We start from the raw sequence: 18,865 nt of genomic DNA on the forward strand, positions 1-18,865 counted from the left end.
GGACGCCGGCGCGCGGGAGGATGGAGGGGTGTTCAGCGTCGAGCTGATTCCGGATGACGAGATCGACCGCGTGGTGCGGGAGGACTGGGACCGGCTCCTCGGCGCGGATCTGCCGAGCTCAGGACGCAACCCGGCGCCCAGCAACCGCCCCCACGTCACGCTCGCGGTGCGGGAGCATCTCGAGCCGCCGGCCTTCGCCGGCATCGCCGAGATGCTTCCCGTTCCCCTCGAGCTCGGAGGAGTGCTGCTCCTCGGCCACCGGGATCGGTACGTGCTCACGCGCCAGGTCGTCGTGACCTCCGCCCTGCTGGAGATCCACCGCGTCGTGGCCGAGCTCGCCGGCAGACCCGAGCCCCGCTACTCGACCACGCGCATCGACCACTGGACGCCGCACATCACCCTCGCGCGTGGGCTGACCGCGGTACGACTGGCGACGGCGATGCGCACGATCAGCGCCCCGCACATCAGCGGGGAAGCCGTCGGTGCGCGGGTGTGGGATGCCGAGAACCGGCGCGTCATCACGATCCGGTGAGTGCGGCGCCGGCTGCGCGAGCGGTCAGTCCGCGAGGGCGAGCGCGCGGAACGGCTCCCGCGGCGCGGCGGGCGGCTGCGGGGTCCGTGCCGGCTGCTGCCGTGCGCGCATGGTGCGCAGGTAGAGCTCGTCGATGAGGGAGGTCGCGAGGCGCACGAGCTTCGCGATCTCGGCGTCGTCGCGATCGACCCACGCGCAGCGGGGCTCGTCGTCGACGGGGACGAAGCCGTCGTGCTGCTCCCACGCGACCAGCGTGCGCTCCGCGCCCAGCACGTGCTGCTGCCACCACACCTGGCGGAGGTAGCCCCGCGGGATGCTGCGCCACGCCTTGTTCGTCGTCTTGATCTCGGCCAGCGTGATGCGACCCGCGCTGTCGACACCGATGCCGTCGGGGGTCGCGAGGTGGCGCTTCTCGACGACCGCGTGGAAGAGCGCGGACGACGGCTGGATGCCGTGGGTCGCCGCGACCCACGCCGCGATCTCGGGCTCGCGGGCGCGTCCGTGCGCGGTGTAGGCGTTCCCCGAGAAGCCCGAGCCGAGGAGCTTCGCATCGGCCGCGCGGGCGATCGCCCTGTCGGAGGTGAGGGTGGCGACGTCCGTCGCGGTGATGCCCCGGGACCGCGCGCGCACCCAGGCCACCCGGTCGCGCGAGTCCGCGACGATGCGGGCGGCGACCTCCGGTGCCTGCGCCGCGAGCCCGGACGGGTGCGCGACGGAGGGAACGGGATTCACCCTTCGAGGCTACGCCGCGAACCCGACATCCGCCGCCTGCGACGCACCGCGGTCGAGGGCCCGCGGCGTGCAAGGGGGGTTGCGGTCGGCGGCCACGGTGGCATCCTCAGGGCATGGACACCATCACTTCAGGCGAGTTCCGCGCGTTCCCCGGTGTCGAGGACTGGCATCCGCGCGTGACCGGGGCGTTCGCGCTGTTCCGCACCGGCACGTTCGCCGCCGGGGCGCAGCTCTTCGGCGCGATCGCCGAACTGGCAGAGGCGGCCGACCACCATCCCGACGTCGACGTGCGATACACCTCCGTGCGCGTGCGGCTCATGACGCACTCGGCGGGCGGACTGACGCAGAAGGACGCGGCGCTCGCCGCGCAGATCTCGCAGGCCGCGCGCGAACTCGACATCCCGGCCGACACCGGGCGAATGCTCGACGTGATGCTCGCGGTCGCCACACCCGACCCCGGCGCCGTCGTGCCGTTCTGGAAGGCGGCGACTGGATTCTCGGAGGTGCGCGACGGCGTCCTGTTCGACAAGGACGGCCGCGGCCCGCTCATCTGGTTCCAGCCGGTCGACAAGCCGCTGCGGGGTCGATCGCACCTCGACGTCAACGGACCACGCGACGTCATCGAGAAGCGGCTCGACGCCGCGCTCGCCGCGGGCGGCGTCATCGTCGACGACTCGCACGCGCCCGAATGGTGGACGCTCGCCGACGCCGACGGTCACAAGGTCGATCTCTGCCCCTGGCGCACCTGACGTCGCCGGGGCGCCGGCCGGCGGCTGAGGCGTCAGAACGCTGCGGCGCCGGCCTCTGCGACGGTCTGGTCCTGCTCGCCCGAGCCGCCGCTGACGCCGACCGCGCCGACGACCTTGCCGTCGCGGCTGAGCGGCACTCCGCCGGCGAAGATCGCGACGCCGCGGCCGTGCGCGTTGGTGGTGTGGATGCCGAAGAACTGCTGCGTCGGCTGCGAGTTGTCGCCGAGGTCCTTGGTCGAGATGTCGAACGCCTTCGACGTCCATGCCTTGCTGATCGAGATCTCGATGCTGCCGATCCAGGCGCCGTCCTGGCGCACGTGCGCGACGAGGTTGCCGCCCGCATCGACGACGGCGATGTTCATGGGCTGGCCGATCTCGTGCTGCCGATCCAGGCGCCGTCCTGGCGCACGTGCGCGACGAGGTTGCCGCCCGCATCGACGACGGCGATGTTCATGGGCTGGCCGATCTCGTCGGCGCGCTTCTCAGCGGCTTCGATCACGCGGCGGGCGTCTGCGAGGGTCACGGACATGGGGAGTTCCTTTCATAGCGGGACGGATGCCTCGGGCCGAGGCGCGGTCAAGCGGTCCGGATGTAGCCGTTGGGGTCGAGCACGTACTTCTTGGCGGCACCCTGGTCGAAGTCGGCATAGCCCTGCGGGGCGTCTTCGAGGCCGATGGGGGTCGCGCCGACGGCGTCGGCGATGTGCACCTTGTCGTGGAGGATCGCCATCATGAGCTGGCGGTTGTACTTCATGACCGGGCACTGGCCGGTGGTGAACGACAGCGACTTCGCCCAGCCGAGGCCGAGACGCAGTGACAGCGATCCCACCTTGGCGGCCTCGTCGATGCCGCCCGGGTCGCCGGTGACGTAGAGGCCGGGGATGCCGAGGGCGCCGCCCGCCGCAGTCAGGTCCATGAGCGAGTTGAGCACCGTCGCGGGCGCCTCGTGCGAGGCATCCGATCCGTGTCCTCTCGCCTCGAAGCCGACGGCGTCGACGCCGCTGTCGACCTCGGGGACGCCCAGGATCTCGGCGATCTGGTCCTTCGGGTCGCCCTTCGACACGTCGACCGTCTCGCAGCCGAACGAACGGGCGCGGGCGAGGCGGTCGGCGTTGAGGTCGCCCACGATGACCACGGCCGCGCCGAGCAGCTGCGCGCCGACCGCCGCCGCGAGACCCACGGGCCCGGCGCCGGCGATGTAGACCGTGGACCCCGGCCGCACACCGGCGGTGTAGGCGCCGTGGAAGCCGGTGGGGAAGATGTCGGAGAGCATCGTCAGGTCGAGGATCTTCTCGAGCGCCTGGTCGCGGTCGGGGAAGACCAAGAGGTTCCAGTCGGCGTAGGGGACGAGGACGTATTCGGCCTGTCCGCCGACCCACCCGCCCATGTCGACGTACCCGTAGGCACTGCCGGGGCGGTCGGGGTTGACGTTGAGGCAGATGCCGGTCTTGCCCTCCTTGCAGTTGCGGCAGCGGCCGCACGCGATGTTGAAGGGGACGGAGACGATGTCGCCGACCTTGACGAACTCGACGTCGGGGCCGACCTCGACGACTTCGCCGGTGATCTCGTGACCGAGCACGAGCCCCGCCGGCGCCGTGGTGCGGCCGCGGACCATGTGCTGATCCGACCCGCAGATGTTCGTCGACACGGTCTTGAGGATTGCGCCGTGCGGCACCTTCCTGCCCACGTTCGCCGGGTTCACGCCCGGCCCGTCCTTCAGCTCGAACGTCGGGTAGTCGGTGTCGATGACCTCGACCTCACCCGGCCCCTTGTACGCCACCGCCCTGTTTCCAGACATCGTCGTCCTCTCCGTCGCTCGGCAGACGTGGTCGTGCGACTCTGTCGTTCTGGGGTTCGCGTCCGAGCATCGTCCTCCCGGGGGATCGGCGCAATGGGTTCCGATGTCGGGGCGCACGCGAAAGCGGGGGTGCCGAATCGGCACCCCCGCCTCGCCCAGCTCATCGACTCAGTCGACGTCGCCGTTCACGTGGTCGTGGTCGGGTGCGAGCCCCCCGCCACCGGGAAGGTTCACGGTGCCCTGGGGGCCGGCGGGAGCCGGGAACGTGAAGTTTCCCGGAACGTTCTTGCCGGGCACGCCGTTCACCGTCTCGGTGGAGTACGCGTACGTCATCACGGCTGCGGCGATCGCATCGGAGTTGACGTCGAGTGCGTCCAGCGCGAGGTTGTCGATGTCGTCGCACGCGAGGTGGTAGCACGGGTCGTACTGCTGGCCCGCCACACCGCCCCAGATCGCCTGCTGCTGCGCGGTCTTCGGCACCTCGGCGCCGGTGAACAGGCCGCCTGCCGGCACGCCGTTCAGGATGAACGCCTGGTAGTCGCTGCGGCCGCTGAACTGCGCGTCGTCGTACGGTACGCCCGCCCACGTGTAGTAGCTCTCGAACAGGTCCTCGATCTGGGTGGAGCCCTCGGGGATCGGCACACCGGCAGGCGCGTCCCAACCCGACTCGTCGCCGTCGTACACCATGAAGATGTAGTTCGGCGATGCCACCATGTCGAAGTTCAGGTAGAGCGCGACCTCGTCGAGGGTGCCCTCCGAGACCTGCTGGTCGACCCACGCGCGCGAGCCGAGCAGGCCGCTCTCCTCGGCACCCCACCACGCGAAGCGGACCGTGTTCTGGGGCTTGAGCTTCGAGATCTGCTGGGCGATCTCGAGGAGTGCCGACGAACCGCTGCCGTTGTCGTTGATGCCGGGACCGGCCAGCACGGAGTCGAGGTGCGCACCTGCCATGACGACGTTCGTGTCGTTGACGCCGGGCAGTTCCGCGATCACGTTGACCTGCGGACGCGACTCGGGCTCATCGACGACGATGTGCGCCGTCGAGCCCGCCTGGGCGAGCGCCGCGCCGTCGGCGAAGCTCGCGCCCACGACCGGGATGCTGAGTGGCGTCTGGTTGATGCCGAACAGCGTGCCCGTCACGAGCCCTTCGCGCAGCGGGGTATTGCCCTGGTTGAAGATGATCACGGCCTCGGCGCCGGCATTCTGCGCGTTGATCGCCTTCACGCCGAACTCGCACGTGCCGCGCTGGATGAGCGCGATGTCGTTCGGCCCCGAGAAGTCGAGACCCACGAAGTCCGACGCGTCGCACGCGCTCGTGACCGGGTCTCGCGGCGGGGTGAGGACGATGTCGACCGGGATGACGTTGCCCGTGACCTCGCCGTACCCGGTTCCGGTGAAGGTGCCGGAGCCGTACCCGGCGGCGACCGGCGTCAGCTGTTCGAGGACGGGCGGCGGCACGAAGGTGAACGGGAACTCGTCGAGCTCGACGTTCCAGCCCGCCGCCTTGAGTGTGTCGACCACGTACTCGACGCTCGCGGTGTAGCCCGCGGTGCCGGCCGCACGAGTCCCGCCGTTGGCACTCGCGATGGTCTGCAGCGCCTGCTCGTGTTCGAGGACCCCGTCGACGGTCACGCATGAGAGGAGCTTCTCGTACGTGTTGTTCGTGCGTGTCTCGCACGCCTGGGCGGGTGCCGCGAAAGCGCCGCCTGCCGGAACCAGCGCCAGGGCGGCGACCGCCGTCGTCGCGATCACCGCCACCTTGGCGCGCTTGGAAAGTGTTCTAGATGGGTACATCGTCTTCCCCTCCAACGCGGGCGTCATCGTTGACACCCGTCGCGAGGGAGCATATGCAAAGCGCTCTCCAGGGGGAAGTGAAGAAAGTGTGAGAATCCGGGCGGAGGCCTGCGCACATCGCCCGGAGACGCCTCTCCGTCTCGATTTGGCATTGGGAGCGGCATCCTCTACGCTTGTGGAAGCCGAAGACCGCCGGTCATCGACGTGCGTGCGAACGCATGAAGATCGAAGCTCTGCAACGCAGGGGCCCGCGCAGGTGTCACGAACGATTCTCCTGGATTCAGGAATCCCGCTCCGTGCGCTTGCGCCGGAGCTTTTTTGTTGCCGCGACGAGGATGACCGGGAGCCTTCGGCCGGCGCCCCGCCACCGCGGAGCGTCTCATTCACACAAGGAGTGGCCATGGCGCAGAAGGAAGCATCGGTCGCCGAGCTCACGAAGCACTTCGAGGACTCGACCGCCGTTCTGCTGACCGAGTACCGCGGTCTGACGGTTGCCCAGCTCAAGGAGCTGCGCAACAGCATCCGTCAGGACGCGGAATACGCCGTGGTGAAGAACACGCTGACCAAGATCGCCGCGAACAACGCGGGGATCTCGTCGCTGGACGACGACCTCAAGGGTCCGTCGGCCATCGCATTCGTGCACGGTGACCCGGTCTCCGTCGCGAAGGGTCTCCGTGCCTTCGCCAAGGCACACCCTCTTCTCGTGATCAAGGGCGGTTTCTTCGACGGAAACCCCCTGAGCGCTGACGAGGTCAACAAGCTCGCCGACCTCGAGAGCCGTGAAGTCCTGCTGGCGAAGCTCGCCGGTGCGATGAAGGCCTCGATGACCAAGGCGGCATACGTCTTCAATGCGCTTCCGTCGAAGGCCGTCCGCACGGTCGACGCGCTGCGCGAGAAGCAGGAGTCCGCGGCCTGACACCGGGCCTCGGCGTAGCAAAACCACAATCAAGGAGAAACATCATGGCAAAGCTCAGCACTGAGGAGCTGCTCGACGCGTTCAAGGAGCTCACGCTCATCGAGCTCAGCGAGTTCGTCAAGGCGTTCGAGGAGACCTTCGACGTCACCGCCGCCGCCCCGGTCGCGGTTGCCGCTGCGGGCGCGCCCGCCGGTGCCGCTCCGGAAGAGGCCGAGGAGAAGGACTCGTTCGACGTCGTCCTCGAGGCCGCCGGCGACAAGAAGATCCAGGTCATCAAGGTCGTCCGCGAGCTCACCTCGCTCGGCCTGGGTGAGGCGAAGGCGGTCGTCGACGGCGCTCCGAAGGCCGTCCTCGAGGGCGCCAACAAGGAGACCGCCGAGAAGGCGAAGGCCGCTCTCGAAGAGGCCGGCGCGACGGTTACCCTCAAGTAATCCCGCGCTGCTTCTGCAGCGAACCCACGAAGGCCCCGGATGCACGGCATCCGGGGCCTTCGTCGTGCTGTCGGCGGTCCGCCGCCGAGTGAGACTGCGCATTCTGCGAAATCCCTTTCTCACGAATCGGTCACGCTCCACCGTTGATTTCACCGCAGGGCTTGCGCTGCAGCATCCGTTCTGACAAGAATGAGAAAGCGCATTCCAGAAAGCGCATTCTCACCCTCGAAGACGAGACCGGAGGATTCGGTGACGACGACGCACCGCCCCAGAACGCGGCCCCCGCGGCGCGCACGCGGAGCATCCGCATGAGCGCGATCAGCGAGCTCGGCAAGCTCAAGACAGCGAAGGGCGACGGCAAGAAGCAGAACAAGGCCGCCTACCTCTTCCTCGCCCCGTGGTTCGTCGGGCTGGCGCTGATCACGATCGGCCCGATGGTGGCATCGTTCGGCCTGTCGTTCACGCGGTACAACCTGCTCAGCCCGCCGAAGTGGATCGGCTTCCAGAACTACGCCCGCATGTGGGAGGACGAGCGGCTGCACTCCGCCCTCCAGGTGACGTTCACGTACGTGTTCGTGTCGCTGCCGCTGCAGCTCGCCGTCGCGCTGTTCCTCGCGATCGTGCTCGACCGGGGCCTGCGCGGGCTCGCCTTCTACCGGTCGGCCTTCTACCTGCCGTCGCTGCTCGGCGCGAGCGTCGCGATCGCGATCCTGTGGCGCCAGATCTTCGGCGTCGACGGTCTCGTCAATCAGGTGCTCGCGGTCTTCGGAATCGAGGGGCAGGGGTGGATCTCGAACCCTGACACCGCCCTCGGCACGCTCATGATCCTGAACGTCTGGACCTTCGGCTCGCCGATGGTGATCTTCCTCGCGGGCCTCCGCCAGATCCCGACGATGTACTACGAAGCGGCCGACGTCGACGGGGCCAGCCGGCGGCAGCAGCTCTTCCGCATCACGATCCCGCTGCTCACGCCGATCATCTTCTTCAACGCCGTGCTGCAGCTGATCGGCACGTTCCAGTCGTTCACCCAGGCGTACATCGTCTCGGGCGGCACCGGCGGGCCGGTCGACTCCACGCTCTTCTACACGCTGTACCTGTACCAGCAGGGCTTCACGAACTACAACATGGGCTACGCATCGGCCATGGCGTGGTTGCTGCTGGTCATCATCGGCATTCTGACCGTCCTGATGTTCTGGACCTCGAGATTCTGGGTTTTCTACGATGACCAAGATTGACGACGCCGCCACGACGGCCCCGCTCGCGACCGAGACGATCGTCACCGGACGCCAGCCGCGCACCCGCCGGCGGAGCCCCTTCCGCAGGCCGATGACGAGCATCGTGCGCCACACCCTGCTCATCGCGCTCGCGCTCGCGATGCTCTATCCCGTAATCTGGATGGTCGTCAGCTCGCTGCGTCCGAACGACGAGATCTTCCGCGATCCGAGCATCATCCCCGACAGCTTCGAGGTCTCGAACTACACCGACGGCTGGAACGCGCTCGCCTACCCGTTCAACGTGTACATGTGGAACTCGGCGCTGATCGTGCTCGGCTGCATCGTCGGCAACCTGGTGTCGTGCTCGATGGCCGCCTACGCCTTCGCGCGGCTGTCGTTCACCGGCAAGCGGTTCTGGTTCGCGGTGATGCTCCTGAGCATCATGCTCCCGATCCACGTGATCATCGTCCCGCAGTACGTGCTGTTCTCCCAGCTGGGATGGGTCAACACCCTCCTGCCGCTGATCGTGCCGAAGCTCCTCGCCACCGACGCGTTCTTCATCTTCCTGATGGTGCAGTTCATCCGCGGCATCCCGAAGGAGCTCGATGAGGCCGCGCGGATCGACGGCGCAGGTCACCCCCGGATCTTCCTCCAGATCATCCTGCCGCTGATGGTCCCGGCGCTTGCGACGACGGCGATCTTCACCTTCATCTGGACGTGGAACGACTTCTTCTCGCAGCTGATCTTCCTCACCAAGCCCGAGCTGTACACCGTGCCCCTGGCGCTGCGGTCCTTCGAGGACGCGCAGAGCTCCACCAACTACGCCCAGATGTTCGCGATGAGCGTCGTCTCGCTCATCCCGATCTTCCTGATCTTCCTGTTCGGCCAGAAGTTCCTCATCAAGGGGATCGCGACGACCGGGATCAAGTGACGCTCGCGTCACGCACCGCTTCGCGGGCCGCCGGGCCCACCCTCATCACAACGCACCAACACCACTCACCGACTTCGGTCGAAAGGATGCAAGACATGCGACGCACCACAACCGCACCGCGCTGGTTGCTGCTGACCTCCGTCGGCGCAGCGACGATGCTGACGCTGACGGCGTGCGCGGGTCAGGCGGAGACCCCCGCCACCGGCCCGACACTGTCCGACGAGCCCGTGACGCTCAGCTTCACCTGGTGGGGCAACGACGTCCGCCACGGGATCACCGAGGAGCTCATCGCGGCCTTCGAGGCCGAGCACGAGAACATCACCATCGAGCCGCAGTACACCGACTGGGCGGGCTACTGGGACAAGCTCGCCACCACGGTGGCGGCCGGCGATGCGCCCGACATCATCCAGATGGACGAGAAGCAGCTCTCGACGTACGCCGCGAACGGCGTGCTGCTCGACCTCGGAACCCTCGGCGACCAGCTGCCCACCGGCGACTTCCCGGAGTCGGTGCTCGGCACCGGAGCGCTCGACGGCACGCAGTACGGCATCCCGGTCGGCATCAACACGTACACATATATGGCGAACGTGGATGTCCTCGAGAGCCTCGGCATCGATGTTCCCGACGACGAGACGTGGTCGTGGGACGACCTCAACGAGATCGCCGAGGAGGTCACCGCCGCCAGCGGCGGCGCGGTCGTCGGCTCGCAGTCGTGGGGCTTCGAGGACGGCGGCCTCAACAACTGGCTGCGTCAGCACGGCGAGTCGCTGTACGCCGAGGACGGATCGCCCGAGGTGACCGCGACCGAGAAGACGCTCGCCGCCTGGTGGCAGAACCTGCTCGATGTCACCGAGGCCGGCGGCACGCCCGTCCCCTCTGCGACGATCGAGCGCGAGTCGGCCGGACTCGCAGAGTCGTTCACGGCGACCAACCAGTCGGCCTTCGGACCGTGGTGGTCGAACCAGGTCGCGGCGCTGCGCGACGCGAGCGGTCAGAACCTCGTGCCGCTCATGGTGCCGACGCCGGACGAGGGCGAAGACGCCGCCGCGTACTACAAGCCGTCGATGTTCTGGTCGGCGTCGGCCAAGACCGAGCACCCCGCCGAGGTCGCGCTGTTCCTCGACTTCCTCGCGAACAGCGAGGAGGCGGCCGACCTGCTGCTCGCCGAGCGCGGCGTGCCGGCCAACGAGAAGATCCGCGAGTACATCACCCCCAAGCTCGACGAGGTCAACCAGGAGGTCGTCGACTTCCTCGACAAGATCGCGCCGCGCGTGGGAGACGCGCCCCCCGCCACCCCGCCGGGCGGTGGAGCCATCGAGACGATCATCGACCAGCACACCCAGCGGGTGCTGTTCGGCGAAGTGACGCCCGAGGACGCCGCGGCGAGCTTCATCGCCGAGCTGCAGCGGGCGCTCGACGACGCCGCCATCTAGCCGACGAGCGGGGTCGCGCCCATTCGAGCGCGCGACCCCGTCGTCCCCAGGACCGCGCGGGGCCGGACCGAAGTGATGAGGGGTCCGGTCCCGGGCGGGCACGCCGCCCGGGGACGGCGGACTGCGGCCCGGGACGAGCGCCCACGGCGGGCAGGTCGCCCGCCTGCATGTCATCGGTCCGAATGCGCCGCACCGGGTCCGAACACGCCCACTATTGAGAGAGGAGGGGATTCCTTGAGCGAGGTCACGTCGCGCCCGATCACGATGGCGCAGGTCGCACAGCACGCCGGTGTGTCGCAGGCATCCGTCTCGCGCGTCCTCAACGGCGTCGCCACCGTCGACCCCGCGATCGTCGCGAAGGTCAACCGCGCGGTCGCCGCACTGAACTACTCGCCGAGCGAGGCGGCGCGCAGCCTCGTGCGGGGGAGCAGCCACACCATCGCGCTGCTGGTGCCCGACCTCGAGAATCCGATGTTCCAGGGCGTGCTCAAGGGCCTCACCGTCGCGGCAGCCCGCGACGGCTACCGCGTGCTCGTCGCCGACAGCGCCGAGGCGGTCGGCGTCGAGGCCGACATCGCGAGCGAGGCCCGCAGCAAGTGCGACGCGCTCGTGCTGGTCTCGCCCCGCATGCCGGACGCCGAGCTGCGCGATCTGATCCAGCGCACCACGCCGGTCGTGGTGGTGAACCGTCGCGTCGACGACACTGCCGCCGCGCAGCTGTCGGTCGACTACGCCACTGCCGTCAAGGAGCTGGGGATGCACCTGCGCGGCTTCGGCCATCGACGTATCGCGTACGTCGCGGGCCCGGCCCTCAGCTACGCGAACGAGCAGCGGGCCCTCGGACTGGGGGAGCTCGCCCGGGAGTACCCCGACCTCGAGTTCCTCACCATTCCGGCGGGATCGAGCATGGAGGCGGGCTACGACGCCGCCGACGCCGTGCTCGAGACCGGGGCGACCGCCGCCATCGCCTTCAACGACCTCGTCGCGCTCGGGCTCATGTCGCGCCTGCGCGAGGTTGGCGTGGAGGTGCCCGAACAACTCTCCATCGTCGGGATCGACGACATCCCGCAGTCTCGTTTCGCCGCCCCTCCGCTGACGACCATGTCGGTCCCGCGGATCGAGATCGGGCGGCAGGCTTGGAATCGCATGCGTCAAGCGCTGGACGGAGAGAGCGCCGACCACCCCCTGTTCTATCGGCCCGTCCTGGTCGCGCGCCACAGCTCCGGTCCGGCGTCCCACGCCAGCGGCTGGGTGGGGCCTGCGCGTCCGGTGCTCCGGCTGGGGTCCACCGTCGTCGCCCAGTACGAGGAGGGCGTGAACGTCGACTCGGTGCTGTCGCCGCGGCCCTATCTCGACGCCGTGATCTCCCGCACGGGCACCCCGCTCACCGTGACCGAGCCTACGGACCACCCCCACCACCTGGGCGTGAGCCTCGCCATCGCCGACGTCAACGGCACGTCGTACTGGGGCGGGCGCACCTACGTGCGCGGCGAGGGATCGGTCATGGTGCCCAACCACGGACGCCAGCGCCGGGACCGCCTCCACATCGAGGGGCACGCGCTCGACGAGCGGCTCAGCTGGGTCGACGAGCACGGCACCACGCAGCTCGTCGAAGTGCGGGAGCTCCGCTCCGCCGAGCTCGCGAACGGCTGGGCGCTCCGCTGGCGCAGCCGTCTCAAGGCGACCCTCGACGCGATCACGTTCGGCTCCCCGGCGACGAACGGGCGCGACGGCGCGGGCTACGGCGGCATCTTCTGGCGTTTCGCCCCCGAGATCGCCCGCGTCTTCAGCCCTGCCGGCGACACCGAGCGCGACGTGCACGGCGCGGCGACTCCGTGGCTCGCCTTCACCTTCCCCGAACGGGGCACGACCGTCGTGCTGACCCAGGGCGACGAGCGCCTGCCGTGGTTCGTGCGGTTCGCCGAGTACCTGGGCGCAGGGCCGTCCGTCGCATGGGACGAGCCCCGGACGATCCCCGAGGGAGGGGAGCTCAGCCTCGAGCTGACGGCGTACGTGCTCGACGAGGAGCTCGCCGACGCTGCGGCCGTCGAGGCGGCCCTTCCCGCGCTGCGCGCCGAGGCGGGGCTGTGACCGGACGCCTCCGCGTCGGCGTCGCCGGCGTCCACGGCCACGGGCGCCGCCACGTCGACGCGGTGCTCGCCGCTTCCGACCTCGAACTCGTCGCCGTCGCCGACCCCCGGGGCGGCGGCGACGTTCCCTCCTCGACGCAGGTGTTCGCCGACGCCGTCGCCATGATCGACGCCGTCCACCTCGACATCGTCGTGCTCAGCACCCCGATCCCGACCCATGCAGGCCTCGCCCGGCTGGCGCTCGCGCGCGGCGCGCATGTGCTGCTCGAGAAGCCCCCGGTGCCGTCCGTCGCCGATCACCACGAGCTCGTGAGCGCGGCGGATGCTGCATCCCGAGCCGTGCAGGTCGGTTTCCAGTCGCTGGGGAGCGCCGGTGTGGCGGCGACGGCCGAGGCCGCAGCATCCGGGATCATCGGCGACGTGCTCCACTACGGGGCGGTGGGGCAATGGGCCCGGTCCGAGGAGTACTGGCGGCGCGCGCCGTGGGCGGGGCACCGCGTTCTCGATGGCCGGCTGGTCGCCGACGGCGTCGCGACCAATCCGCTGGCCCACGCGATCGCGACGGCGCTCGCGATCGCCGGTGCCGCCGCCCCCGAGGACGTCGTCGGGATCGACGCGGACCTCCGTCGCGCGAACGACATCGCGACCGACGACACATCGTCGCTCGTCATCGACCTGCGCGGGGGAGCGCGGGTGGCGGCCGGCCTCGCGGCGACCGCCGGGGAACGGCATGAGCCGTACGTGCTCGTGCGGGGCAGCCGGGGCTTCCTGGTGTACGTCTACACGCTCGACACCCTCCACGTCCATCGCGACGGAGCGGCGCTGCCACGCACCTACGCGTTCGAGCGCACCGAGCTGCTCGACAACCTCGTCCGGCACGTCCGCGGCGCGGAGGGGCTGCTCGCCCCGCTCGAGCGCACCGGTGCTTTCACCCGGGTGCTCGAGGAGATCGTCACCGGTCCGCCCCCGACGCCCATCGCGCCCGCGCTGGTGCGGGTCGAGGCGTCCGCCGGCGAGACCTTCCGCGTCGTGACCGGCGTCGAGGACGCCGTGGAGCGCGTGGCGTGGGAAGCTCGCACCTTCCGGGACCTCGCCGTGCTCTGACGCACGGTCCGAGGTTCAGGCGGTGCCGAGCGGGCCGACGCCGATGATCGCGGACGCGTCGTCGTCGACGGAGGCTGTGGAGTTGCGCACCACGAGCGGTGACGACTCGTACATGCGGTGGGTGGGGGCGTCGGGGTCGTCGAGCTGCCACATGAGCAGCTGCACGGCGGCGCGTCCCTGCTGGTGCGGCCGCTGCTGCAGCGTGGTGAGCGAGAACATCTCGGCGTAGGCGTGGTCGTCGATGCCGACCACGCTGAGCCGCTCCGGAACCCGGATCCCCAGCCGTCGCGCGGCGATGATCGCGCCGACCGCGACCTCGTCGCACACCCCCACGATGGCCGTCGGCCGCGTGCGGCGGTCGCCGAGCAGCTCGACGGCCGCGCCGTACCCGCCGGGCATCGTCACCTCGGACTGGACATGGCGAGCGGATGCCTCGAACCCTGCCTCGCGCATCGCAGAGCGATACCCGTCCAGGCGCCGGCCGTCGCCGAAGCTGGTGCGGCGGCCGTCGGGGTCGCCCCCGAGGAAGACGATCTCGTGGTGCCCCAGGCCGATGAGGTGGTCGGTGGCGATCCGGGCGGCGGCCTCGTCATCGATCGAGACGGCATTGGTGCCGATGTCGTAGCCGCCGACGGCGACGACCGGCTTGCCGAAGGCGACGAGCCGCTCGAGCTCGCGTGCGCTGGGCTCGATGCCGACCGCGATCAGCCCGTCGAACCTCTTGCGGGCGAGGAAGTGCTCGAACATCTCGCGGCGCGCAGCCGACTCGGGTGGCGCGCCGTAGAGGGCGAGGTCGTACCGGCGCTCGAGCAGCGCATCCTGGATGCCTTCGAGAACCTGGGCGAAGAACCACCGGTCCAGCGACGGCATGACGACACCGACGGTCTGGGTGCGTCCCGTCACCAGGCTCACGGCGCTCGTCGTGGGCACGTAGCCCAGGGCGGTCGCGGCATCCCGCACCCGCTGGCGGGTGGCTGCGGAGACGTACCCCGAGCCGGTGAGAGCCCGCGAGGCCGTCGACTTCGAGACGCCTGCCGCCCGCGCAACATCGGCGATGCCCGCCATCGGGTCCTCCTCGCGCGCCCGGGGACGCCGACGTCACCCGGGATCCTGGAACCGGTTCCAGGGGTCATCATGCCGTGATCGCGCACCTCGCACCAGTCCCGGTGGCGGTGTTTACCGAGTTGTGATCCCGGGTCATTGTGCGCTCTGGCGGCATCCCCTAGTTTGAGCATGGAATCGGTTCCCGATCTCACATCTGTGGAGCCCGAGAGGCGTGGCTCCGCGTACTCAAAGAGGAGGCAGACACATGACTGCACTGCGATCACGTCGTCGACACGGCTACATCGCGCTGGGACTGACGGCCGTCGCAGCACTCGCACTCGCCGGATGCGCCGAGGGCGGCGACGACGGCGGCGACAGCGGCTCCGTCGAAGGAGAGACCGTTCAGATCGCCGGCGGCATCACCGGCTCGGAGGCGGAGAACCTCCAGAAGTCGTTCGACCAGTTCACCGAAGACACCGGCATCATCGTCGAGTACACGGGGGACAAGGGCTTCGAGGGCAACATCGTCACGAAGGTCGCGGGTGGCTCCGCGCCCGACATCGCGATCGTGCCGCAGCCCGGCCTCCTGCGCTCTCTCATCGAGACCGGAGAGGTCAAGGAGGGCACCGCGGAGGTCGAAGCGAATGTCGACGAGTACTGGGCTCCGGCGTGGAAGGACTACGGATCGCTCGACGGCACGTTCTACGCCGCGCCGATGCTCGCGAACCTGAAGGGCTACGTGTACTACTCGCCCCAGAGCTTCGCGGAGTGGGGCGTCGAGGTGCCGACGACCTGGGACGAACTCCTCACACTCACCGACACGATCCGGGAGAAGACCGGCCAGCCCCCGTGGTGCGCGGGGTTCTTCTCCGAGGCGGCGTCGGGATGGCCGGGAACGGACTGGGTGGAGGACCTCGTCCTGCGTCAGGCCGGCGCCGACGTCTACGACAGCTGGGCCGCCGGTGACACCCCGTTCACCGACCCCGACATCGAGGCGGCGTTCGACTCGGTCGGCGAGATCCTGCTGAACCCGGACTACGTCAACGCCGGCTTCGGCGATGTCAAGAGCATCAACCCGACGGCGTTCGGTGACCCGATCGCAGCTGCGGTGGCAAACGGAACCTGCGCGCTCACGCACCAGGGCTCGTTCCTCACGGCGAACTTCCTCACCGCGCAGACCGCGGACGGACAGACGCCGACGATCGCACCGGACGGTGACATCTACGCGTTCATCCTCCCCGGCGTGAAGGAAGGGGAGCTCGCGGTCGAGGGCGGTGGCGAGTTCGTCACGCCGTTCTCGGACGACGCCGCCACGCAGCAGGTGCTCGAGTACATGTCGACGCCCGAGTTCGCCGACGCGCGCGTGGCGCTCGGCGGCGCGATCTCGGCCAACACCGGCGCCGATCCGACGCTGGCGTCGAGCGAGTTCCTGACCGAGGCGATGCAGATCGTCCAGGACCCGAACACCGTGTTCCGTTTCGACGCCTCCGACCTGATGCCGGCGACCGTCGGTTCGGGCTCGTTCTGGCGCGGCATGGTCGACTGGATCGACGGCAAGCCGACGCCGCAGGTCCTGAGCGATATCCAGGCGGGATATCAAGACTGATCCACCGCATCCTGGTGCCGGGTCCGCGCGGGCGACGTGCGGCCCCGGCACCGGGGTGATTCATCCGTCGAGGTCGACGGGGGAAGGCAGAACATGTCTCAGGCCACAACATCGGCGGCCGACCAGGAGCAGGGCGCGACGCCACCGGAACGCGGAGGAAGAAAACCTCCCTCGCGGCGGACCACGCGACTCGGCGTCGCGATCGGGTTGATCCTGATCGCAGCGCTGGTGATCTTCCTCCTCCTCAGCCCTCCCAACCCGGACGCGCGTCCGGTCTCGCTGGGCTTCTCGTACAACTCGTTCTTCCAGTGGCTGGGCAATCTCGGTCCGATCGTCCAGATCCCCATCGTCCTGGTCGTCTTCGCCGCGGTGGTCGGCATCCTGCTCGTGCTCATCGAGTTCGCTCCGCGCGCAGGCAGAGGCTACTTCTGGCTGCGGCTCATCTCGTGCTTCGCGATCCCATTCCTCGCGTTCATGCTGCTGCGGCCCTACCAGGGCGCCGTGATCTACGTGATCGCCATCGCCCTCGTCGCCGGAGGCCTGCTCTTCTGGGCGGACTACCGGGCGAGCCAGGGCGCCGGGTACATGTACCAGCTGACGCTGTTCATGGCGCCGGCCGCGATCGCGATCCTCGTGGGTCTGGTGTACCCGAGCATCGCGACCATCGTCCAGTCGTTCTTCGACAAGACCGGCGAGAACTTCGTCGGGCTGGAGAACTACGTGTGGGCCTTCACCAACCCTCAGGGGTTCTGGTCGATCATCAATACGCTCATCTGGGCGATCTTCGCCCCGATCTTCGCGACAGTCGTCGGCCTGGCGTACGCGGCCTTCATGGAGCGGGCGCGTGGTGAGCGGCTGCTGAAGCTGCTCGTCTTCATGCCGTTCGCGATCGCGCCGGTGAGCATCAGCCTCATCTGGAAGTTCGTCTACGACTATCGGCAGGGCGAGCAGATCGGCACCCTCAACGCGATCGTGGTGGCCTTCGGCGGCCAGCCGGTGCCATGGCTCGACATCTGGCCGCTGGTCAACACGTTCTGCCTTCTGTTCGCATTCGTCTGGGCACAGACCGGCTTCGCCATGGTCGTGCTCTCGGCGGCGATGAAGGCGGTGCCGGTGGAGCAGCTGGAGGCTGCACAGCTCGACGGCACGTCGGCCTGGCAGCGGTTCATCAACGTGACGGTGCCGGGCATCCGAACGTCGATCATCGTCGTCCTGACGACCGTCACGATCGCAGCCCTCAAGCTGTACGACATCGTGGCGGTGATGACAGGCGGACGGGCGAACTCGACAGTGCTGGGCTTCGAGATGGTCAACCAGCAGCAGCGGTTCCAGAGCTACGGCCACTCGGCGGCGCTCGCCGTGCTGATCTTCGTGTTCGTGACGCCGCTGATCGTCTACAACGTGTTGCAGCTGCGCAAGCAGAGGGAGGTGCGGTGATGACCGCCGTCGACTCCAAGTCCACGCCGCAGAACACCAAAGCCGAGGCGCGCAGGGTCGCGCGCGAGACGCGGCGCAACGAGGCGCTGGCACACAAGCGGCTGACCTCGCCCCTTGCCACCATCTTCGCCGTCGCGATCGCGTTCCTCTGGACGATCCCGACGCTCGGCCTGCTCATCACGTCGTTCCGGCCGGGCGCGGACTCGGCGACGACGGGCTGGTGGACGGTCTTCACCAACCCCGACTTCACGCTCGGCAACTATCAGGACGCACTGACATCGGGGGGGACCGCCCTGACGCTGGGCGAGTCGTTCCTCAACTCGCTCGCGATCACGATTCCGGTCACGATCTTCGCGCTCGCGGTCGCGTCTCTCGCCGCGTACGCGTTCGCGTGGATGGATTTCAAGGGCCGCGGCTTCTTGTTCGTCGCGGTGTTCGCGCTCCAGATCGTTCCGATCCAGATGGCGCTCGTCCCGCTGCTGAGCCTCTTCTCGAGGGGGCTCGAGATCGGGGACGTGCAGATCTTCCCGGGCCTCGAGATGCGCGAGGTCGATCACAGCTTCGCCACTGTGTGGATCGCCCACGTCATCTTCGCGATGCCGCTGGCGATCTTCCTGCTGCACAACTTCATCGCCGAGATCCCGTCCGACGTCATCGAGGCGGCTCGCGTGGACGGCGCCGGGCACGGGCAGATCTTCTTCCGGATCATCCTGCCGCTCGCGACGCCCGCGCTCGCGTCGTTCGCCATCCTCGAGTTCATCTGGGTGTGGAACGACCTGCTCGTCGCGACGATCTTCGCCCCGACGACATCGCTGCCGATGACGCAGACGCTGAACTCCTTGTCCGGCACCTGGGGCAACCAATGGTTCCTCGTTTCGGCCGGTGCGTTCCTCGTGCTGTTCGTGCCGATCATCGTGTTCCTCGCGCTGCAGCGGTTCTTCGTGCGCGGACTCATGGCCGGCGCGACGAAGGGCTGACATGACGGATGCTGCGACCCGCCGCGTGCGCCGGGTCGCAGCATCCGTTCGTCCGCACTCCGCTCGCTAACCTGATGG

General features: G+C 68.9%; 18 protein-coding genes. 12 read left to right on the forward strand and 6 right to left on the reverse strand.

From position 1 onward, the window contains the following. Positions 1 to 28 precede the first annotated feature (28 nt). A complete protein-coding gene (locus tag ASF40_RS11425; protein WP_056369105.1) occupies positions 29 to 532 on the forward strand; it encodes a 2'-5' RNA ligase family protein in 504 nt (167 codons plus the stop codon). Between the two features lie 24 nt (positions 533 to 556). On the opposite strand, the gene ASF40_RS11430 is transcribed toward ASF40_RS11425, so the two are convergent. Then, complete coding sequence (locus ASF40_RS11430) at positions 557 to 1,264, reverse strand: YqaJ viral recombinase family protein (protein WP_056369107.1); 708 nt, start codon at positions 1,262 to 1,264, stop codon at positions 557 to 559. 113 nt (positions 1,265 to 1,377) lie between these two features. On the opposite strand from ASF40_RS11430, the gene ASF40_RS11435 reads away from it, so the two are divergent. Then, positions 1,378 to 2,013, forward strand: a complete 636-nt coding sequence (locus ASF40_RS11435) for a 4a-hydroxytetrahydrobiopterin dehydratase (RefSeq protein ID WP_056369109.1) — start codon at positions 1,378 to 1,380, stop codon at positions 2,011 to 2,013. A gap of 32 nt (positions 2,014 to 2,045) precedes the next feature. Here the strand turns inward: ASF40_RS11435 and ASF40_RS11440 are convergent, their stop codons facing one another. The 4 genes from ASF40_RS11440 to ASF40_RS11450 all read right to left on the reverse strand — a co-directional run bounded on the left by ASF40_RS11440 (position 2,046) and on the right by ASF40_RS11450 (position 5,631). After that, a complete protein-coding gene (locus tag ASF40_RS11440; RefSeq protein ID WP_082497015.1) occupies positions 2,046 to 2,375 on the reverse strand; it encodes a GlcG/HbpS family heme-binding protein in 330 nt (109 codons plus the stop codon). After that, positions 2,372 to 2,542 carry a GlcG/HbpS family heme-binding protein gene (locus ASF40_RS20870; protein ID WP_082497016.1) on the reverse strand — a complete coding sequence of 57 codons (171 nt, stop codon included), beginning with the start codon at positions 2,540 to 2,542 and terminating at the stop codon, positions 2,372 to 2,374. Before ASF40_RS20870 ends, ASF40_RS11440 begins: the two co-directional genes overlap by 4 nt. A 47-nt stretch (positions 2,543 to 2,589) precedes the next feature. Continuing rightward, on the reverse strand, positions 2,590 to 3,810 hold the full coding sequence (fdhA, locus tag ASF40_RS11445; protein ID WP_056369112.1) for a formaldehyde dehydrogenase, glutathione-independent: 1,221 nt from the start codon (positions 3,808 to 3,810) through the stop codon (positions 2,590 to 2,592). Positions 3,811 to 3,978: 168 nt separating this feature from the next. Further along, positions 3,979 to 5,631, reverse strand: a complete 1,653-nt coding sequence (locus ASF40_RS11450; RefSeq protein ID WP_056369118.1) for a M28 family peptidase — start codon at positions 5,629 to 5,631, stop codon at positions 3,979 to 3,981. 373 nt (positions 5,632 to 6,004) lie between these two features. On the opposite strand from ASF40_RS11450, the gene rplJ reads away from it, so the two are divergent. The 7 genes from rplJ to ASF40_RS11485 all read left to right on the forward strand — a co-directional run bounded on the left by rplJ (position 6,005) and on the right by ASF40_RS11485 (position 13,723). Further along, positions 6,005 to 6,520: a 50S ribosomal protein L10 gene (gene rplJ, locus ASF40_RS11455; RefSeq protein ID WP_056369120.1), complete on the forward strand. Its 516-nt coding sequence runs from the start codon at positions 6,005 to 6,007 to the stop codon at positions 6,518 to 6,520. 44 nt (positions 6,521 to 6,564) lie between these two features. Beyond that, on the forward strand, positions 6,565 to 6,951 hold the full coding sequence (gene rplL, locus ASF40_RS11460; protein WP_056369123.1) for a 50S ribosomal protein L7/L12: 387 nt from the start codon (positions 6,565 to 6,567) through the stop codon (positions 6,949 to 6,951). Between the two features lie 308 nt (positions 6,952 to 7,259). Next, positions 7,260 to 8,186: a carbohydrate ABC transporter permease gene (locus ASF40_RS11465; RefSeq protein WP_056369125.1), complete on the forward strand. Its 927-nt coding sequence runs from the start codon at positions 7,260 to 7,262 to the stop codon at positions 8,184 to 8,186. After that, positions 8,173 to 9,096 (forward strand): carbohydrate ABC transporter permease, encoded by a 924-nt coding sequence (locus ASF40_RS11470; protein WP_056369126.1) that lies wholly within the window; start codon positions 8,173 to 8,175, stop codon positions 9,094 to 9,096. The genes ASF40_RS11465 and ASF40_RS11470 overlap by 14 nt, the downstream gene beginning before the upstream one ends. 95 nt (positions 9,097 to 9,191) lie before the next feature. Further along, entirely contained in the window at positions 9,192 to 10,529 is a 1,338-nt protein-coding gene (locus tag ASF40_RS11475; protein ID WP_056369127.1) for an ABC transporter substrate-binding protein, read from the forward strand. Positions 10,530 to 10,763: 234 nt separating this feature from the next. Next, positions 10,764 to 12,620, forward strand: coding sequence for a DUF6807 family protein (locus ASF40_RS21115; protein WP_056369128.1), 1,857 nt, complete (start codon positions 10,764 to 10,766; stop codon positions 12,618 to 12,620). Further along, the gene (locus ASF40_RS11485) at positions 12,617 to 13,723 is read left to right on the forward strand and encodes a Gfo/Idh/MocA family protein (protein WP_056369130.1); all 1,107 of its coding nucleotides are present in this window, start codon (positions 12,617 to 12,619) and stop codon (positions 13,721 to 13,723) included. The genes ASF40_RS21115 and ASF40_RS11485 overlap by 4 nt, the downstream gene beginning before the upstream one ends. 15 nt (positions 13,724 to 13,738) lie before the next feature. On the opposite strand, the gene ASF40_RS11490 is transcribed toward ASF40_RS11485, so the two are convergent. Further along, complete coding sequence (locus ASF40_RS11490; protein WP_056369132.1) at positions 13,739 to 14,788, reverse strand: LacI family DNA-binding transcriptional regulator; 1,050 nt, start codon at positions 14,786 to 14,788, stop codon at positions 13,739 to 13,741. A 244-nt stretch (positions 14,789 to 15,032) separates the two neighbouring features. Between ASF40_RS11490 and ASF40_RS11495 the strand changes: the two genes are divergently transcribed. The 3 genes from ASF40_RS11495 (at position 15,033) to ASF40_RS11505 (ending at position 18,787) form a co-directional block, all read left to right on the forward strand. After that, positions 15,033 to 16,373, forward strand: a complete 1,341-nt coding sequence (locus tag ASF40_RS11495; RefSeq protein WP_056369134.1) for an ABC transporter substrate-binding protein — start codon at positions 15,033 to 15,035, stop codon at positions 16,371 to 16,373. A 93-nt stretch (positions 16,374 to 16,466) separates the two neighbouring features. Continuing rightward, positions 16,467 to 17,810 (forward strand): carbohydrate ABC transporter permease, encoded by a 1,344-nt coding sequence (locus tag ASF40_RS11500; protein WP_056369139.1) that lies wholly within the window; start codon positions 16,467 to 16,469, stop codon positions 17,808 to 17,810. Further along, positions 17,810 to 18,787, forward strand: coding sequence for a carbohydrate ABC transporter permease (locus tag ASF40_RS11505; protein ID WP_056369141.1), 978 nt, complete (start codon positions 17,810 to 17,812; stop codon positions 18,785 to 18,787). Before ASF40_RS11500 ends, ASF40_RS11505 begins: the two co-directional genes overlap by 1 nt. Positions 18,788 to 18,865 lie beyond the last annotated feature (78 nt).

Source organism: Microbacterium sp. Leaf288, assembly GCF_001422925.1.
GTDB lineage: Bacteria > Actinomycetota > Actinomycetes > Actinomycetales > Microbacteriaceae > Microbacterium.

Excerpts from the sequence above, each read along its gene's own strand:
- ASF40_RS11495 (WP_056369134.1), top strand. The coding sequence starts at position 15,033 with ATGACTGCACTGCGATCACGTCGTCGACACGGCTACATCGCGCTGGGA.
- ASF40_RS20870 (WP_082497016.1), bottom strand. The coding sequence starts at position 2,542 with ATGTCCGTGACCCTCGCAGACGCCCGCCGCGTGATCGAAGCCGCTGAG.
- rplJ (WP_056369120.1), top strand. The coding sequence starts at position 6,005 with ATGGCGCAGAAGGAAGCATCGGTCGCCGAGCTCACGAAGCACTTCGAG.
- ASF40_RS11465 (WP_056369125.1), top strand. The coding sequence starts at position 7,260 with ATGAGCGCGATCAGCGAGCTCGGCAAGCTCAAGACAGCGAAGGGCGAC.
- ASF40_RS11450 (WP_056369118.1), bottom strand. The coding sequence starts at position 5,631 with ATGACGCCCGCGTTGGAGGGGAAGACGATGTACCCATCTAGAACACTT.
- ASF40_RS11470 (WP_056369126.1), top strand. The coding sequence starts at position 8,173 with ATGACCAAGATTGACGACGCCGCCACGACGGCCCCGCTCGCGACCGAG.
- ASF40_RS11440 (WP_082497015.1), bottom strand. The coding sequence starts at position 2,375 with ATGAACATCGCCGTCGTCGATGCGGGCGGCAACCTCGTCGCGCACGTG.
- ASF40_RS11500 (WP_056369139.1), top strand. The coding sequence starts at position 16,467 with ATGTCTCAGGCCACAACATCGGCGGCCGACCAGGAGCAGGGCGCGACG.
- ASF40_RS11490 (WP_056369132.1), bottom strand. The coding sequence starts at position 14,788 with ATGGCGGGCATCGCCGATGTTGCGCGGGCGGCAGGCGTCTCGAAGTCG.
- ASF40_RS11435 (WP_056369109.1), top strand. The coding sequence starts at position 1,378 with ATGGACACCATCACTTCAGGCGAGTTCCGCGCGTTCCCCGGTGTCGAG.
- ASF40_RS11505 (WP_056369141.1), top strand. The coding sequence starts at position 17,810 with ATGACCGCCGTCGACTCCAAGTCCACGCCGCAGAACACCAAAGCCGAG.
- ASF40_RS11475 (WP_056369127.1), top strand. The coding sequence starts at position 9,192 with ATGCGACGCACCACAACCGCACCGCGCTGGTTGCTGCTGACCTCCGTC.
- rplL (WP_056369123.1), top strand. The coding sequence starts at position 6,565 with ATGGCAAAGCTCAGCACTGAGGAGCTGCTCGACGCGTTCAAGGAGCTC.
- fdhA (WP_056369112.1), bottom strand. The coding sequence starts at position 3,810 with ATGTCTGGAAACAGGGCGGTGGCGTACAAGGGGCCGGGTGAGGTCGAG.